The organism is Pseudonocardia sp. (assembly GCF_035305885.1).
Lineage (GTDB): Bacteria > Actinomycetota > Actinomycetes > Mycobacteriales > Pseudonocardiaceae > Pseudonocardia.
In genome coordinates, this window is the sequence record NZ_DATGOP010000009.1 from 1 (window position 1) to 16,792 (window position 16,792).

General features: G+C 74.9%; 18 protein-coding genes. 5 read left to right on the forward strand and 13 right to left on the reverse strand.

Features of this window, described 5'->3' with window-relative positions; translation table 11 throughout:
* The 9 genes from VKZ81_RS01065 to VKZ81_RS01105 form a co-directional block, all read right to left on the reverse strand.
* Positions 1–643 (reverse strand): alcohol dehydrogenase catalytic domain-containing protein (locus tag VKZ81_RS01065; protein ID WP_324239451.1); only part of this gene is annotated, 643 nt, incomplete at its 3' end.
* A gap of 75 nt (positions 644–718) precedes the next feature.
* Positions 719–2,128, reverse strand: a complete 1,410-nt coding sequence (locus tag VKZ81_RS01070; protein WP_324239452.1) for an MFS transporter — start codon at positions 2,126–2,128, stop codon at positions 719–721.
* A gap of 90 nt (positions 2,129–2,218) precedes the next feature.
* Positions 2,219–3,193, reverse strand: coding sequence for a LysR family transcriptional regulator (locus tag VKZ81_RS01075; RefSeq protein WP_324239453.1), 975 nt, complete (start codon positions 3,191–3,193; stop codon positions 2,219–2,221).
* Entirely contained in the window at positions 3,187–4,041 is an 855-nt protein-coding gene (locus VKZ81_RS01080) for an alpha/beta fold hydrolase (protein WP_324239454.1), read from the reverse strand. The genes VKZ81_RS01075 and VKZ81_RS01080 overlap by 7 nt, the downstream gene beginning before the upstream one ends.
* Positions 4,041–5,102 carry an amidohydrolase family protein gene (locus VKZ81_RS01085; protein WP_324239455.1) on the reverse strand — a complete coding sequence of 354 codons (1,062 nt, stop codon included), beginning with the start codon at positions 5,100–5,102 and terminating at the stop codon, positions 4,041–4,043. Before VKZ81_RS01085 ends, VKZ81_RS01080 begins: the two co-directional genes overlap by 1 nt.
* Entirely contained in the window at positions 5,099–6,202 is a 1,104-nt protein-coding gene (locus VKZ81_RS01090) for an amidohydrolase family protein (protein WP_324239456.1), read from the reverse strand. Before VKZ81_RS01090 ends, VKZ81_RS01085 begins: the two co-directional genes overlap by 4 nt.
* On the reverse strand, positions 6,199–6,681 hold the full coding sequence (locus VKZ81_RS01095) for a Rieske (2Fe-2S) protein (protein WP_324239457.1): 483 nt from the start codon (positions 6,679–6,681) through the stop codon (positions 6,199–6,201). The genes VKZ81_RS01090 and VKZ81_RS01095 overlap by 4 nt, the downstream gene beginning before the upstream one ends.
* Positions 6,682–6,767: 86 nt before the next feature.
* Entirely contained in the window at positions 6,768–7,016 is a 249-nt protein-coding gene (locus tag VKZ81_RS01100) for a hypothetical protein (protein WP_324239458.1), read from the reverse strand.
* Positions 7,017–7,057: 41 nt separating this feature from the next.
* Positions 7,058–7,948 (reverse strand): LysR family transcriptional regulator, encoded by an 891-nt coding sequence (locus tag VKZ81_RS01105; RefSeq protein WP_324239459.1) that lies wholly within the window; start codon positions 7,946–7,948, stop codon positions 7,058–7,060.
* 68 nt (positions 7,949–8,016) lie between these two features.
* Here VKZ81_RS01105 and VKZ81_RS01110 point away from each other — a divergent pair, with 68 nt between their 5' ends.
* On the forward strand, positions 8,017–8,877 hold the full coding sequence (locus VKZ81_RS01110) for an EamA family transporter (protein WP_324239460.1): 861 nt from the start codon (positions 8,017–8,019) through the stop codon (positions 8,875–8,877).
* A 7-nt stretch (positions 8,878–8,884) separates the two neighbouring features.
* On the opposite strand, the gene VKZ81_RS01115 is transcribed toward VKZ81_RS01110, so the two are convergent.
* Positions 8,885–10,012, reverse strand: coding sequence for a mandelate racemase/muconate lactonizing enzyme family protein (locus tag VKZ81_RS01115; protein WP_324239461.1), 1,128 nt, complete (start codon positions 10,010–10,012; stop codon positions 8,885–8,887).
* A gap of 201 nt (positions 10,013–10,213) precedes the next feature.
* Positions 10,214–11,566 (reverse strand): M14 family zinc carboxypeptidase, encoded by a 1,353-nt coding sequence (locus tag VKZ81_RS01120; protein ID WP_324239462.1) that lies wholly within the window; start codon positions 11,564–11,566, stop codon positions 10,214–10,216.
* Positions 11,567–11,592: 26 nt separating this feature from the next.
* Between VKZ81_RS01120 and VKZ81_RS01125 the strand changes: the two genes are divergently transcribed.
* On the forward strand, positions 11,593–12,207 hold the full coding sequence (locus VKZ81_RS01125; protein ID WP_324239463.1) for a TetR/AcrR family transcriptional regulator: 615 nt from the start codon (positions 11,593–11,595) through the stop codon (positions 12,205–12,207).
* Positions 12,208–12,248: 41 nt separating this feature from the next.
* Positions 12,249–13,205 (forward strand): ABC transporter substrate-binding protein, encoded by a 957-nt coding sequence (locus tag VKZ81_RS01130; RefSeq protein WP_324239464.1) that lies wholly within the window; start codon positions 12,249–12,251, stop codon positions 13,203–13,205.
* 6 nt (positions 13,206–13,211) lie between these two features.
* Here the strand turns inward: VKZ81_RS01130 and VKZ81_RS01135 are convergent, their stop codons facing one another.
* Positions 13,212–13,955, reverse strand: a complete 744-nt coding sequence (locus VKZ81_RS01135) for a class I SAM-dependent DNA methyltransferase (protein ID WP_324239465.1) — start codon at positions 13,953–13,955, stop codon at positions 13,212–13,214.
* 156 nt (positions 13,956–14,111) lie between these two features.
* Positions 14,112–14,711 (reverse strand): TetR/AcrR family transcriptional regulator, encoded by a 600-nt coding sequence (locus VKZ81_RS01140; RefSeq protein WP_324239466.1) that lies wholly within the window; start codon positions 14,709–14,711, stop codon positions 14,112–14,114.
* Between the two features lie 80 nt (positions 14,712–14,791).
* On the opposite strand from VKZ81_RS01140, the gene VKZ81_RS01145 reads away from it, so the two are divergent.
* Both VKZ81_RS01145 and VKZ81_RS01150 read left to right on the forward strand, forming a co-directional pair.
* A complete protein-coding gene (locus VKZ81_RS01145; RefSeq protein WP_324239467.1) occupies positions 14,792–15,940 on the forward strand; it encodes a cysteine--tRNA ligase in 1,149 nt (382 codons plus the stop codon).
* Between the two features lie 148 nt (positions 15,941–16,088).
* On the forward strand, positions 16,089–16,787 hold the full coding sequence (locus VKZ81_RS01150) for a GntR family transcriptional regulator (RefSeq protein ID WP_324239468.1): 699 nt from the start codon (positions 16,089–16,091) through the stop codon (positions 16,785–16,787).
* Positions 16,788–16,792: the final 5 nt, after the last annotated feature.

Below are 16,792 nucleotides of genomic sequence, written 5' to 3' on the forward strand. Positions count from 1 at the left end.
CCACGTTCTTCGCGCCCGCGTACCGGGCCCCCTGCACCGCGTTGCTGCCCACCCCACCCGCGCCGTAGATCACCACGGTGTCGCCGGCGCGCACCCCCGCGGCGTACACCGCCGAGCCCCAGCCGGTCGGCACCCCGCAGCTCACCAGCGCGGCGACGTCGAACGGGATGTCGTCGGGGATCGGGATGCACGAGAACTCCGACACCACGGCGCGCTCGGAGAACGTGCCGAGCACGCACAGCCCGCCGAGGTCCTCCCCGTCGAGGTGGAACCGGAACGTCCCGTCCGGGAACTCGCCGGTCGAGGCGTTCTTGCCCGCGTCGCACAGGTTCTGCCGGCCCGTCGAGCAGTAGCGGCAGGCCCCGCACGCGGGGATGAACGAGCAGACCACGTGGTCGCCGACCGCGACCCGGGTGACGCCCTCGCCGACCGCCTCGACCACCCCGGCGCCCTCGTGCCCGCCGACCACCGGGAACCGCATCCGGGCGTCGCCCTTCTGGATGTGGTCGTCGGAGTGGCACAACCCGGCGGCGTGGAACCGGATGCGCACCTCGTTCGCGCGCGGGTCGTCGAGCTCGACGTCGGTGATCTCCCACGGCCTGCGGGGCTCCCGGCAGATCGCGGCGCGGGTGGTCATGCTCATGCACCTCACGATGCCCGCGGCGCGGGGCCCGGCTCGACAGCGCTTTCGCAACGCGGAAGCTCGGCGCGACCCCGCTCAGCGCACCGCCGGCTCCGGGGCGCGCAGCGACCCGTCGGCGCCGGCGGGCAGCCCCTTCTGGATGCGCCCCAGCACCACCAGCAGCACCACCATGGCGACCGGGAAGAACCCGAAGACGAAGAACGTGCCGCGGGCGTCGAGGCCGTGGTCCATGACGAAACCCGCGAGCCACGGGCCGAGCATCGCGCCGAACTTGGCGACCGACGTCGCCCAGCCGGCCCCGTTGGCGCGGATCGCGGGCCGGTAGAAGATCCCGCAGATCGAGATGATCCCGCCGTGGCCGCCGATCACGAACACGTGCGCCAGGATGATCACGGCGACGTAGGTGGCCGCGTTCAGCGGGACGAGCCCGATGAGCATGAGACAGGGCACCGCGAGCAGCGGCATCCACGCGATCGTCCCGGCGCCCCGGTGATCGATGAACCGCCCGATCAGAAGTTGCCCGGCGGCCCCGGCGACGGCGGTCCAGGCGGCCAGCGTCGCCGCGGCGGACACGCTGAACCCGATCCGCTCGTTGAGGATCGGCCCCCAGAACGCCAGGTAGAACACGATCGCCGACGAGCAGGTGTAGGCCAGCCACACCAGCGGGGTGATCAGCGCGAGCCGGCCGCCGCGGAACAGGTCGGCCGGGCGGAACGGCGCGCGGGCGCGCCCGGCGGTGCCGACGACGAACCGGGCGCCCTCCGGCAGCTCGGCCGCGGGGACGGCGCGGCGCAGGATCGCGGCGATGCGGTGCTGGTGCAAGTCCTTCTGGGCGAGGAACTTCACCGACTCCGGCAGGAACAGCACCACCGGGACGGCGGCGAGCAGGGACGCGACCCCGCCCGCGATGAACACCGACTCCCAGCCGAAGCGCGGGATGAGCAGGTTGGACACCGGCCCGCCCGACGCGCTGCCGAGGCTGTAGCCGATCATCGTGATCACGACCGAGGTCGAGCGCAGCCGCACCGGGGCGAACTCCGTCACCACGGCCCACACCAGCGGCAGCGCCCCGCCGAGGAACACGCCCGTGGCGAACCGCAGCACCACCAGCTGCGCGTAGCCCTGCGCGACGGCGAACAGCAGCATGAAGACGCCGAAGCCGACCGTCGAGCAGAGGATCGCGGGCTTGCGGCCCACCCGGTCCCCGAGGTAGCCCAGCACGATGCCGCCGAGCAGGGTGCCCACCACGCCGACGGTGCCGAGCGTGCCGAGCTGGGTGTTGGTGAGGGCGAACGACTCCTGGATGTAGCGGCCCGCGAACGAGATGATCTGCAGGTCGAACCCGTCGAGGAACGTCACCGCCCAGGACACGGCGAACAGCAGCAGCCAGAACCGGCCGATCCGCTGGTTCTCGATGAGCGGGACGACGTCCACCACGGGGCCGTCGTCGGTTCGGGCATCGCGGGCGTCGACCGGATCGGCCACGGGCACCCCCCTGTGCGCGCTGCTCGGTTCGCCGACGACGCTAGGAACCCACCTCGCATCCCCGGAAATCACGAGTTGGCATGCGCACCATCAATCCCGTGGATGGCGCTTCCCCGCCGCGGCGTCGGGCTCGCCGCACTCGGCGGCGCGGGCCACCATCGACCGGAACCACGTGTGGGCGTCGTCCTCGTCGTTCTTGGCGTGCCACCACAGCGTCTCGACGATCGGCGGCGGGTCGCCGGGGCATTCCAGCACCCGCAGGTCGGGGCGGTCGGCGAAGCGCACCGCGAGCCGCCGCTGCATCACCGCCACCCGCCCGGTGCCCGCGACGAAGTACGGGGTGGCCTGGTAGCTGTCGACGCGCACGGCGACCTTCGGGCGCCGCGACAGCCGGGCGAACAGCGGCGCGAGCGGCGACGTGGCGGGGTAGTCGCCGTCGGGGTGGTGCGGCACCACCCAGGGCAGGCGTTCCAGGTCGGAGAGCTCCAAGCGGTCGCCGACGGGGTTGTCGGCGGCGACGACGCACACCCACCGGTCGCGGAACAGCTCGCGGCCGCGGATGCCCGTGACCTGGAACCGCGGCATCGGCACCGACACGATCCCGTCGAGCACCCGCAGCGTCTCCAGCAGGTCGGCGGGCATCGACTCGTGGACCACCTTCATGTGCAGCCGGGTCCCGGGCGCCTCGGCGTGCATGACCCGCGACAGGTTCTCCCCCATCGCCGCGAGCACGTAGTCGGGCACCAGCAGCGCGAACTCCCGCTCGGAGTCCTCCGGCCGGAACGCCGGGTCGGTGGAGAACAGCCGCTCGACGCCCGCGCAGACCGTCTCGATCTGGGTGGCGAGCTGCGCCCCGAGCGGGGTGAGGACGAACCCGCCGCGGGTGCGTTCCAGCAGCTCGTCGCCGAAGTGGCGGCGCAGCCTGCCGAGCGCGGCGCTCGCCGCCGGCTGGGTGATCCCGACCTGGCGGGCGGCCCGGGTGACGTTCCGCTCCCGCAGGAGCTCCCGCAGGATCACGAGGAGGTTCAGGTCGAGGTTCGCCAGCGACGTCGCCCGCCTCACCACCGGCCCAGTATGTCCCGCAGCGCGGCGATCGTCTCGGCCGGACGTTCTTCGGCCAGGTAGTGGCCGCAGTCGAGGGCGTGTCCGACCACCTGCGGCGCCCACGCCCGCCAGGTGCCGAGCACGTCGGGTTCGCGGCCGAGCGGGCCCCTGGTCCCCCACAGCACGAGCGTCGGGCAGCCGATCGTGCGCCGCCCGCGGTCGGCCTCGTCGCAGGCGACGTCGACGGTCGCCCCCGCCCGGTAGTCCTGGCACATCGCGTGGATCACCTCGGGGCGCGACCAGGCCGCCCGGTAGGCGGCGAGCGCCTCCGCGGCGAAGGGCGGGGCGCCGCGGAGGAAGAACGCGTCCGGGTCGGCGGCGATCAGCCGTTCCGGCAGGTCGCCGGGCTGGGCGAGGAAGAACCAGTGCCACGCCGAGCGGGCGAAGGCGGCGTCCACCCGCGCGAAGACGTCGGCGGTCGGCAGGATGTCGAGCACCGCGAGCGCGGTGACGGCGTCCGGGTGGTCCAGCGCCAGCCGGTAGGCGCACCGGGCGCCGCGGTCGTGGCCGACCACCGCGAACCGCTCGTGCCCCAGCTCCCTCATGACCGCCACGACCTCGGCGGCCATGGCCCGCTTCCCGAAGGCCTCGACGCCCGCGCCGGGCGGGGCGGTGCTGTCGCCGTAGCCGGGCAGGTCGGCGAGCACCACCGTGTGGTCGCGGGCCAGCTCGGGCGCGAGGAGGTGCCACATGGCCGAGGTCTGCGGGTAGCCGTGCAGCAGCACCACCGGCGGGCCCGCGCCCGCGGTGCGTACCCGGATGCGCGCCCCGGACGGGGTCGCGACGTCGGCGGCGGCGAATCCCTCCATCACCCCAGGCGGTACCAGTCCGCGGCGTTACCGGACAGCACCCGCCGCCGCTCCTCGTCGGTGAGCGCGGCGAGCAGCCGCTCACCGCCGGTGCCGTGGTCGTGCGGGTGGTCGCTCGCGTGCAGCAGCAGGTTCGCCGCGTCGAGCAGGTCGAGCGCCTCCCGCACCTGCGCCGGGTCGCGGGGCAGGTGGGCCGGGGCGGTGGTGAGCCGCAGGTGCCGCCGCACGACCTCCGAGGGCTTGGCGTCCAGCCACGGGACCTCGCGCCACACGCCCTTCCAGTCCTTGTCGAACCGCCACAGGAGGGTGGGCAGCCAGGAGAACCCGCATTCCACGAGCGTCACCCGCAGGTCCGGCAGCTGCGCGAACACGCCCTCGGTGACCAGGCTCGTCACCTGCGCCTGCACGATGATCTGGGAGTTGGCGAGGTAGTCCTCGAGGTAGGTGTGGGTCATGCCGCTCGAGGTCGGGGCGTTGCCGATGCGGCCCCACGCGTGCAGCCCCACGACGAGGTCGCGCTCGACCGCGGCCCGCAGCAGCGGGCGGTGCCGGACGTTGCCCCACGGGGCGTCGGTGCGCACCGGCAACAGCACCTGCACCACCCGCGGGTGGTCGCCGATCCGCTCGATCTCGGCCACCGCCGCCGCGGTGTCCAGGGTGGGCACCACGATGCTCGCGCGCAGCCGCTCGTCGCGCTCGAGCCACTCGGCGACCAGCCAGTCGTTGATGGCCCGGCACAGGGCGGCCTCGTAGTAGGGGTTGCGGTTGCAGTGGAACGACGTCGTGCAGTTCAGCACGGCCAACTGCGGGCCGCCGGCGTCGAGGAAGCCCTCCCGCAGCTGGTCCACCGAGGTGGGCGCGGGCGCGCCGGTGGTGGGCGCCGCGGGCGGGTACGCCCCGCCCTGGGTGGGCGAGAGCGCGAGCCCGCCCTCGGCGATGTAGCCGCGCCAGTAGGGGTCGAGGTGGGGCGAGAGGTCGGTCAGCGCGCTCGGCGAGCAGTGGACGTCGGTGTCGATCACCGCCGTCTCGATGGCGGTGGCCCCTTCCTGGAGGACGGTCACGCCTCGGCCTCCCGCTCGGGCAGCCCGTACAGGCGGCAGGCGTTCGACCCCATGATCGCGGGGCGCAGCGCGGCCGGGAACAGCTTCGGCGCCTGCGTGGGCGAGTCGAAGTCCCAGTGCGGGTAGTCGGAGGCGAACATGATGCGGTCGTCCATGCCGACGTGGCGCAGGGCGATCTCCAGGTGCTTCGGGTCGTCGGGCTCCTCGACGGGCTGGGTGGTGAACCACACGTGCTCGCGGATGTACTCCGACGGCGGGCGCGTGAGGTGCGGGACGTCCTCGCGCAGTTTCGGCCACGCCTCGTCGAGCGCCCACATCAGCGGCCCGGCCCAGGCGATGCCGCCCTCGACGCAGATCACCTGCAGCGACGGGAACTCGGTGAACACGCCCTCGCACAGCATGCTGACGACCAGCGAGGCCATCAGGTTGCCGTTCCAGACGTGTTCTTCGAGGTAGAACGAGGGCCAGCCGGCGCCGCGGTGCTGCTCCAGCCCGCCGGTGTGGGCCGCGATCGGCAGGCCCGCCTCGGCGGCGGCCCGGTAGATCGGCCAGTAGCGGCGCACGCCGAACCCGGACTCGCCGCCCGTGGACAGCAGCACCTGCACGAACCGGGGGTCGGCCGCGCGGCGCGCGATCTCCCTCGCGGCGAGGTCGGGCGTCTCGATCGAGATCGCGATCGAGCTGCGCAGCCGCGGCTCCGGGTCGAGCCACTCCTCGACGATCCAGTCGTTGAGCGCCGCGCACAGGGCGGCGGCGTACTCCGGCTGCTCGACCCCCCAGCTGTGGCCCTGCAGCGGGATGAGGATGCCGTGGTCGATGTCGAACTCGTCCAGCAGCTGCTCGCGCGTCAGCTGCAGGTCGCTGCCGGGGAAGCCGCCCTCGGGCCAGGAGTCGAGCCGGAACCCGGAGTTGCGCACCCGCGGGTAGATCTCCGGCGGGCCGGGCACGCGGCTGCCGAACATCTCGAACCGCCTGCGGTGCTGCCCGGTGAGCCTCGGCAGGATCTGGCGGGGCAGCGCGTGCGGGTGGATGTCGGAGTCGACGATCGTGTAGCCGGCCCGCCGTCCCGCGGGCCGGGTCATGGGTAGCGTGCTCGTCATCCGGCACCTCCGGCGGCTCGGGCGCCCGGCACCGCCGCCGGGCGGGGGGTGGTCTCGACGACGACGTAGGCGTCCTCGACGTGCACGGGGAAGGTGTCGGCCACGTAGGGCCCGGGGATCCGCCCGCCCTTCGGCGCGGCGGCGGGGTTCTCCGGCTCGATGGACACCTCGTAGGTGCGGACCGGTGGCTCGCCGGGGCCGAGGAAGGACTGGCCGGTGGCGAGGTCGTACTCCCACCCGTGCCACGGGCAGGCGAGCAGCGCCTCCTCGGTGTCGAGCACGAAGTCGCCGGGCCCGCGCGAGGTCACCCACGGCTTCGTCCGGCCGAGGCAGAGCGGGCCGCCCATGTGGGGGCAGTGGTTGTTGATCGCGTAGAAGCGGTCCCCCACCCGGAACACCCCGATGGAACGCCGACCCGCCCGGACGATGCGCCGTTCACCCGGCGGGAACTCGTCGAGCCGACACACCACGATCCGCATGGGATGACGGTAGGAACGGGCTGCGCCCCACCGGAAACAGATAGTCGGGATGGCCGGCATCAACGCCGTTTATGAACCGGCGCGCTTCAGAAATCGTCCCCCAGCCAGCGCCGCTGCTGTTCGGTCATCGCCTCGAACATCCGCGACGTGGCCGCGACGGCGCGGTCGACCTGGCGGGTCTCCTCCTCGGAGACCCATGCGATGGTCCGGCGGACGGCCGCGAGCTTCTGCTCGGCCGAGCGGGGATCGTCGTCGGCCGTGATCGCCTCGATCCGGCCGAACGCGCGGGCATACAGCTCGAGGCGCGACGCCGTGTCTGGTTTGTTGATCGCCACTTCTCGTCCCTAGCACGGGCGGCAGCGGCCCGTCCACCGCCTCAGGTCCGGCGCCGAGCGCCCGGCCGGTCCCGGTACAGCTCCGCCATCAGCCCGACGAGGTCGGTGGTCGCCGGGTGCGGGTCGTCGCGCCACCAGACCAGCCGCACCGGCACCGGTGGCGCGTCGCGGAGCCGGCGGAACACCACGCCCTGGCGCCGGTACTGGGTGAGGGTGCTCTCCGCGGTGACCCCGACGCAGCGGCCGCTCGCGATGACCGCGAGCCAGTCGTCGACGTCGTGCACCTCCTCCGCCTCCGGGCGCGCGTCGGGTGGCCAGAGGTCCACGGTGGTGGTTCCGGTTCGCGGGTCGATCGCGACGACCCGGTCGGAGAGGTCGGCGAGCCGCAGCAGCCTGCGCCGGGCCAGCGGGTCGTCCGCGGCGACGGCGCCGTAGCGGGCCTCCAGGCCCACCAGGACGCTGTCGAACCGGGCGGCGTCGAACCGGAAGGGGCCGGGCGCCGAGCGCACGACCGCGACGTCGCAGACGCCCTCGGCCAGGCCGCCGGTGGCGGTGTTGGTGCGCACCAGCTGCAGCGCCACGTCCGGGTGCGCGGCCGCCCAGCGTCGTTGCAGCTCGACGGTGTGCTCGCCGATCGCCGCCCACGCGTGGCCGAGCCGCAGCCGCGTGTGCCCGCTGCGGGCCTCCTCGACGAGGTCGTCGACCTCGGCGAGGACCCGTCGCGCCCGGGCCAGCACGCGCTCCCCGGCCGCGGTGAGCAGCACCTCCCGGCTGGTGCGGCGCAGCACCCGCACGCCGAGCGCCTCCTCGAGCGCGGCGAGCGCCCGGGACACCGACGGCTGCGTGACGCCCAGCTGCGCGGCCGCCCCGGTGAACCCGCCCGCGTCGACGATCGCGACGAGGCAGCGCAGGTGCCGCACCTCGACATCCATGCGCAGAGCGTATCGATGAAACGGACAATGCATTTTGGGAATGTTCGGAGGGCGCCCATGCTGGCCGGGTGGACACCGACACCCGATCCCGCCGGGAGGCGTCCGGCGTCGCGATGCTCCTGGGCAGCGCCCTGTCCAACCAGACCGGCGCCGCCGTCGGTTCGCTCGCGTTCGACGTGATCGGGCCGGTCGGCGTGGTGGCGGTGCGCCAGTGGGTGGCCGGGGCGGCGCTGCTCGCCATCGGCAGGCCGCGGGTGCGGGCGTTCACGCGACGGCAGTGGTGGCCCGTGGTGGGCCTCGCCGCCGTCTTCGGCACGATGAACGTCTCGCTCTACACCGCGATCGACCGCATCGGGCTCGGCCTCGCGGTCACGCTGGAGTTCCTCGGCCCGCTCGCGGTCGCGCTGGCCGGGGCGCGCCACCGCGCGACGATCGGCTGCGCCGCGGCCGCAGCGGCCGGCGTCGTCCTGCTCACCCGCCCGCAGCCGTCCAGCGACGGCCTCGGGATCGCGCTCGGGCTGCTCGCGGCGGCCTGCTGGTCGGCCTACATCCTGCTCAACCGCACCGTCGGCAGGCGGATACCCGGCGTGGCGGGGTCGGCGGCGGCCAGCGCGGCGTCGGCGCTCGCGTACCTGCCGATCGGGATCGCGGTGCTGCTCGCCCACCCGCCCACCCCGGCCGCGCTCGCCTGCGCGGCGGCCGCCGGCCTGCTGGCCTCGACCGTGCCGTTCGTCGTGGACCTGCTGGCGCTGCGCCGGATCCCAGCCCACTTCTTCGGGCTCTTCATGAGCGTGCACCCGGTGTTCGCGGCCGCGATCGGCGCCGTCGCGCTCGGCGAGGCGCTCGCCGCGCTGGACTGGCTCGGCATCGCGCTGGTCGTCACCGCGAACGCGGCGGCCGTGCTGATCCGGGCGCGCACGACCGGCTGACGGCCGCTCAGGCCAGGCGGCGGCCCGCCTCGGGCGGCCGGACGTGCGGGCCCTCGGCCGCCCCGGGCCTCGCCGCCCGCTCCCCCAGGGCGGCCTCGTCCACCTCCACGCCGATGCCCGGCTGCTCGCCCAGCACGATCGCCCCGTCCTCCACGCGGAGATCGGTGTGGACGCCCGCAGGCCCGGTGAGGTCCTGCAGCTCGCAGGAGATGTGGTTGGGCACCGCGGCCGCGGCGTGGACCAGCGGGTTCGGCGTGCCGCCGACCGGGCTCACCGGCAGGTCGTGGGCGTGGGCCAGCACCGCGACCCGCAGGAAGTGCGTGATCCCGAAGACCCCGCCCGCCTGCACGACGTCCACTCCGCCCGCCGCCAGCAGCGGCCGGTACTGCTCGAGCCCGGTGAGGTTCTCCCCCGTCGCCACCCCGGCGCGCACGCCCCGGCTCACCACGGCGAACCCCTCGGCGTCCCAGCGCCGCACCGGCTCCTCCACCCACACGAGGTCGAGCGTGCGCTCCAGCTCGGCGACGTGGCGCACGGCCTGCTTGCGCGACCACGCCTCGTTCGCGTCGAGCATCAGCGCCGGGCGGCGCGCGCCCGCCGCGGCGAGCACGTCGCGCACCAGCGCCAGCCGCCTGCGGTCGGCGTCGACGTCCAGCCCGCCCTTGAGCTTCGCCGCGGTCAGCCCGCGCTCGGCGTAACGCCGGTAGAGCGCGGCGAGCTCCTCGTCGGACAGCGCGATGTCGATGCCGGAGGCGTACGCGGGCACCCGCGGCGACCGGGCGCCGAGCAGCCGCCACAGCGGCTCGCCCGCGGCCTTGGCCTTGATGTCCCACAGCGCGGTGTCGAGCGCGCCGATCGTGCCGAACACCGCGCCGCCGTGCCCGGTTTTGAACACCCGGTCGAGCATCCGGTCGTAGAGCGCGGTGACCGCGCGCGGGTCCTCGCCCTCGATCGCGGCGAACACCCGCTCCAGCTCCGGGTGCGGGCCGAGCCCGACGCCGGTGATCCCCGCGTCGGTGTCCACGAGCACGATCGGCAGCTCGGTCACGCCGTCGGCGAACACGCCGTTGGCGTCGCCGAGGGGGCGCCCGCGGTCGTGGACCGCCGTCAGGGTCCGGTACCCGGTGATCCGCACGTGCCCCTCTCCCGCTCCTTCTCCCGACGAACGGCGCGTTGGTCGGAACCTATCCGACCAACGCGCGCCGTTCGTCGGAAGCGGGAGTTGTGCACCTCGCGCCTCGGGCATCCACAGATCCGGATCTCCCCCTCGAAGCGCGCCCACGCCCATGCGGCCTCGCGCCCGCGCCCGAGCCTTTTCGCCCTCCGTCCCCGTCGATCACGTCGATTCCCGGCCCGCCGGGACCCGGCCCGGCGCGCGGTGGCCGTTGGTGGCCCGGGTGGCGGCGAGCAGGATCGCGCCCAGCTGCACCGCCACCGGCCTGCGGATCTCCAACGGGGGGCCCGGGGTGTCGGCCTGGGCCTCGGCCACCCAGCGATCGAACGTCTCGCCGAGCGCGCTCCGCTGGGCGAGCACGCGCGGCGTCGGGCGCCCGGCGCCGATCTCGGCGTCGAGCATGCGCAGGAACGTGCCGAGCAGGCGCAGCCGCAGCAGGTGCAGCGCCTGCCGGTGGTCGAACGCCTCCGCCACGGTGGCGGGCCGGTCCTGGCCGGGCAGGGCGAGGCGCTGCGCGGTGACCGTGCGGAAGGTCCGCAGGCTCGCGCGCAGCGAGCGTTCGAACGGGGTGTGCACCCGCAGCTCGCCCGCGACGGCAGCGAACTCGCGCTCCAGCATGTCCAGCGCCTCCCGGCGGGCCGCCGCGCCGTCGGCCACCAGCTGGTGGTACCCGGTGCCGGTCGCGCTCCGGTCGGCCACCCGCTGGTCGGTCCACATCGGCACCTCCGGGACGAGGTGCAGCGCGCCGAACCGGGCGGCGTAGTCGGCGCTGCCCGCGCCCGCCCCGAGCATCGCGCCCACCCGCGCGCCGTCCTGCGTGGCGTAGACGGCCGGGGCGATCAACCGCGAGCCCGGCAGCTCCGCCTCGCCGTGGTGCAGCGGCAGGCCCGCGATCGAGGCCAGCTCGCCGAGCCCGCGGCCGAGCTCCGGGTCGTCGCGGTTGAGGTAGAAGAAGACGCCGTGGTGCTCGCCGTTGTGCAGCGAGCACACCAGCGCCGGCTCCACCTCGTCCATCAGCCGCATCAGCGCCGAGGTCTCCGGCAGCGTCCGGTCGAACCGGTAGCCCGCACCGGACAGGGGGAAGGTCCACTCCACCTGCTCGGCCGGGTCCGGGCGGTAGAAGTGCTCGGCGTAGGCCCTGCGGTCGCCGGGCCGGCCGAACCAGCCCTGGTTGAGCCGGGCGCCGTCCGGGTCGATGCACGCGACGAGGTGCCAGCGCAGCCCGAGCTCGGCCCGCAGCGCGGCGTCCCGGCAGAGCAGGCCGGCCAGCGCGCCGACGGTGAGCCCGCCGATCGGTTCGTTCGGATGTGGTCCGCCGATGACGACCGCATCCGCCCGGCCGTCCCCTAGGGTCAGCACACGCAGCGGCTCGCCCTGCCGGGACGTGCCCAACCGACGCACGCGCACGAGCTCGGGGTGGGCGGTGGCCAGGGCATCCATCTCGGCGTGGAGGTCGTCCACCGAGGGGAACCGCGGGAAGTCGGGCACCCGGCGCATGCACTCGGCGAGATTCATAATCCGATTACCGTAATAATCCGATTATGAGAACGACAAGGGCCGAGGCGAAGGAGCGCAACCGCCGCGCCCTGCTCGACGCCGCGCGCCGGATCGTCGCCCGCGACGGCCACCGGGCCCGGCTCGGCGAGATCACCGAACAGGCCGGCCTGACGACCGGCGCGGTGTATTCGCTGTTCGGCAGCAAGAACGCCTTGCTCGCCGCCCTCGTCACCGACCACATCGGCCGCCACTACGACCGCATCGAGCGGGGCGTCCCCGCCGGGCTGGACCTGCAGGACGCCGTCGAGGCGGTCGCCCGCCACCACCGCCGCATCATCGACGACCCGGTGGCGCTGCGGCACCTGGCGTTCGAGATCAGCCTCCAGGACACGGCGCTGCGCGACCCCGACCTGCAGGCCCGGCTGGCCACGTCGGTCCGCGCGCACCAGGAGCGGCTCACCGACCTGTTCACCGGGCGCCTCCACCGCGGCACCCCGCTGACCGCGGCGCAGGCCGGTCGGCTGGCCACCGCGCTCCGGGCGCTCCTGGTCGGGCTGGTGCAGGGCGTCGTCCTCGGCGTCGCCGAGCAGGCATCCGAGCAGTACGTGGCCGCGGCCGCCCGTGCCCTCACCACGCCCGAGGTGCTCGGCCCGCCCTGATCCGCGGGAACCGGAGCCGGCGCCGCGGCGACCCCTGCAACGTGATCACGTCGCTGTCGCTCACCCGGCGGTCGCTGCTCGGCGCCGCCGCGGCCGCCCTCCTCGCCGGATGCGCCCGGGACGTCCACGCCGCCGGCCCGCCCGGCGGGCTCGTCACCCTGGACGGCACGACCGCCGCGCTCGCGCTGCTGCTGGGCCGCGACCAGGTGGGCACCGCCTCCTTCCTCTCCGCCGACCCGCTCCTGACGGCCGTCGAGCGACTCCAGGGCAGCCCGGTGACCGACGTGTCCGGCGCGGGCGGCGAGATCGACGTCGAACGGCTGGCCGCGCTGCGACCGCAGCGGCTCGTCGGGTTCCGCCCACCCGGCGGCGACGGCGTGCTCGACGGTCTCGCGCCGCTGCACACCGTCGAGCGCACCGGCGACCACGCCGCCGACTGCCGCGCCCTCGCCGCGGCCATGGGCGCCGACGCGGGCCCGCTGCTGCAGGACGTGCACCGGCGGACGACCGAGCTCGCCGGCCGGCTGCGGGCGGGTTCGCCGCCCACCGTCTCGCTGCTCTCACCCGGCCTCGACGGCCGGTCGCTGTACGCGCTCGGCGCCGGGACGCCGGCCGGCTCCGTCGCCGCCGCGCTCGGCCTGCCCCGCCCGGCGGCGCAGCGGGGCCTCACCGACCCCGCCACCCCGTTCGTCCCGATCTCGACCGAGCGGTTCACCGAGCACGACGCCGACGTCGTCCTGCTCCTGACCGGGCCGACCGCCGACCCGACCTTCCTGCGTTCCGAACCGCTGTGGCAGCGGCTCGGCGCGGTGCGCGGCGGGCGCGTGGTGGAGGTGGACGCGATGCGGTGGGCCTCGCTGTCGTGCCCGCTCGGGGCGCTGTGGGTGCTCGACGACCTCGCCGCGGTGCTGCTCGGCGAGGGCGCGGTGGTCACCGGGGCGGCGTCCCCGGCCGGGCTGGACCGCCTGCGCGGCTACCGCGAGCGTTACGCGGCGTGACGCCGGTCAGCGCCGGTAGACCGAGACGTGGCGCAGGCTGCGCCCGTCGAACGGCTCACCCGCCCAGCCGCCCCAGCGGTGCAGCAGCCGCAGCCCGGCGAGCCGGGCCATGAGGTCGAGCTCGCTGGGCCAGACGTAGCGCAGCGCGAGCGGGTCGAGGCGGAAGCCGGACTCGGTGAGCTGGACGTGGCACTTGTCGACGCGCTGGGTGGCCCGGTCGAACCGGCCCACCTCGACCGACACGCGCCCGGGCTCGACCCGGGACGCGTCGACGTACTGGTCGACGCCGTCACGGTCCTGCCGCAGCCCGTACATCGGGTCCGGGACGACGTTCTCGACGACGAACACGCCGTCGTCGGTGAGGTGGCGGGCCGCGTTGGCGACGCAGGCGACCTGCTGGTCCTGGGTGATGAGGTTCATCAGCGAGTTGAACACGACGTAGACCAGCCGGTAGCGGTCCGACAGCTGCACCTCGGCCATGTCGCCGCAGGTCACCGCGAGCGCGTCGCCGCCCGGCTTCGCCCGCAGCTTCTCGATCATGGCCTCGGAGAGCTCGATGCCGTCCACGCGGACGCCGGTCGCGGCGAGCGGCAGGGCGATCCGGCCGGTGCCGATCGCGAGCTCGAGCGCGGGCCCTCCCCGCGCCAGCTCGGCGAGCCGGGCCACGGCCGCCTCCTCGTCACCCCGGGGCTGTTCGTCGTAGGTGGCCGCCACCTGCGGGCCGAAGCTCGTGCGCGGATCGAAGGACATCGCGTCGAAGGGCACGGCCCGATTCGACCTCGCCGCCGCCAGGGCGGGCAACCGGTTTCCCGCGGGCGCGGAGCCCGTCTGTCACCGCCGCCGGGCCGCTTCCCCACCGCGGGCAGAGCACGACCGGCCCGCGGAGCGGTCGAGCGCGCCGGGCGGTCATCCCGCGACGGGCCGCGCCCCGTCCGCGGAGGGGGGCAGCGGGCCGTTGAGGATGCGGTCGACGAACTCGGTGACGATCGCGACGACCTCCTCGTCGCTCATCGCGACCACCGGGGGCAGCCGCAGGACGTAGCGGGTCAGCGCGACCCCGAGCAGCTGCGTGCTGAGCAGCCCGGCCCGCACGACCGTCCCCGGCCCCTCCCCCAGCAGGCCGCGAACCATCCCGGCCACCTGGTCGGCGAACACCGCCCGCAGCCGCTCGGCCGCCACCTCGTGCGTCACGGCCGACCGCAGCAGGATGCGCAGCGGCCCACCCTCCTCACCGCCCCACATCGCCACGAAGTGCCGGGCCAGCACGCCCGCGACCTGCGCGCGCGGGAACGTCGTGAGGTCGGGCAGCCGCAGGTCGACGTCCACGGCCGCGGCGAACAGGCCCTCCTTGCTGCCGTAGTACCGCATCACCATGGACGGGTCGATGCCGGCGTCGGCGGCCACCTGGCGGATGGTCGTGCGGTCGTAGCCCTGCTCGGTGAAACGCGCGCGCGCCGCGGCGAGGATCGCCTCCCGCGCCGCGAGGGAGCGATGCGTGAACGCCACGGGGCGACCCTATTCGCCCGCGGGGGCCGCCACCCGTTCCGGTCGACCCGCGTGGCCGCCGGACGTGCCACCATGGACCGATGTCCGGACCGACGGGTCACACGGTGCCCGAGCCGAGCAGCGGGCCGTCCGGGACGCTGGTGCTGGCCGGCGCGCCGCTGCCGCTCACCGTTCCCGCCCGCATCTACTCCTGCGGGATCACCCCCTACGACGTGACGCACCTGGGTCACGCGTCGGCGTTCGTGTGGACCGACGTGCTCCGCCAGGTGATCCGGCTGACCGGGATCGACGCCGTCCTCACGCGCAACGTCACCGACGTCGACGACGTGCTGACCCGCGCGGCCGCCGAGCGGGGCCGGTCCTACGACGAGTTCGGCCTGATCCAGGAGTACTGGTTCGACCGGGACATGGCCGCGCTGCACGTCCGGCCGCCGACCCACGCGCCGCACGCCCGCCACCACGTCGAGCACGTGGTCCGGCTGGCGTCCGCGCTGCTCGCCACGGGCGCGGCCTACGAGCGCGACGGGCACGTGTTCTTCCGGGGGGCGCACCTGCCGGACACCGTGGGCCTGTCCCGGGACGAGGCGCTCGCGCTGTCGACGGAGTACGGCGACCGCCCGGACGACCCGCTGCGCGACGACCCGTTCGACGTGGCCGTGTGGCAGCGGTCCGGGCCGGGCGACCCGGCCTGGCCGAGCCCGTGGGGCCCCGGCCGCCCGGGCTGGCACGCCGAGTGCGCGGCGATGGCGCTCGCCACGCTCGGCGGGGTGGTCGACGTGCTCACCGGGGGCGCGGACCTCGCGTTCCCGCACCACGTCTACCAGGCGGCGATGGTCGAGGCGGCCACCGGCGCAGCGCCGTTCGCGCGGCGGCAGGTCCACGTCGGCACGGTCTGCCTCGACGGGGCCAAGATGGCCAAGTCCACCGGCAACCTCGTGCTGGTGGGCGACCTGCTGCGTGACGCCCCGGGTGCGGCCGTGCGCCTGATGCTGCTGGATCGCCGGTGGGACCAGGCCTGGGAGTACCGGCCGGGCGCGCTCGCGGACGCGACGGCCCTGCTCGAGGAGCTCTACGGCGCGGGCGGCACCCCGGGCACGAGCGAGGCCGCCGTGGAGCGCGTGCGCGCGGCGCTACTGGGTGACCTCGACGTCCCCTCCGCCGTGCGGATCGCGGTGGAGTCCGGCGGCGACGCCGCCCGCCTGCTCATCCGCACCCTGGCGCTGCACTGACCGCGGCCGCCACCACCGGACCCCGCCCACCCGCGGTGAACTTCACACAGCGCCGGCCGGCACCCCCTACCCTTGGATCCCAGGTTGCGATTCCGGTATCCCGACGCGATGCTGGGTCCGGCACCGTCGGGCGGAAGGGGCTTCGAGCGTGGACTCCGACCCGGCTCCGCGTGGGCCGAGCGCCCTCGTCGACGAGACCGCCGCCGCGATCCGCGCCCGGATCATGTCGGGCGAGATCCCGATCGGCGCCCAGCTGCGCCAGGCCGAGCTCGCCGCGGCACTCGGGGTCAGCCGCACACCGATCCGGGAGGCGCTGCGCCAGCTGCAGGCTGGCGGGCTGATCGAGGTGCTGCCCCGCCGCGGGGCGGTGGTGCGCGTCCCCGCGCCGTGGGAGGTCAGGGAGGCCTACGAGGTGCGGGCCGAGCTGGAGGGGCTCGCCTGCGTCCGCGCCGTCGGCGAGGTGACCGCCGAGCACCTCGACGAGCTGCGGCGCACGCTCGAGGTCGTGCGCGAGGACCCGCCCGCCGCCGACGGCGCGCCGTCCCCGCTCACCGTGGCGAACGACCGGTTCCACGCGCTCATCCACGAGGTCGCCGGGAACGAGCGGCTCGCCCGCACCATCCGCGACATCAACGACGCGTTCCCGCGCAACGTCGCCGAGCTCGTGCTGCGCGACAACCCGCGGCTGCGCAGCAACAACCTCGCCCAGCACGAGCAGATCGTCGACGCGCTCGCGGCGGGCGACGGCGAGCTCGCCCGCAGGCTGATGCGCGACCACGTCATCGCCGCGGGCGAGGCGCTCGCCCGCTGGTACGAGCGGCGCTCCCGCACGGTGTTCCGCGGCTGACCGGC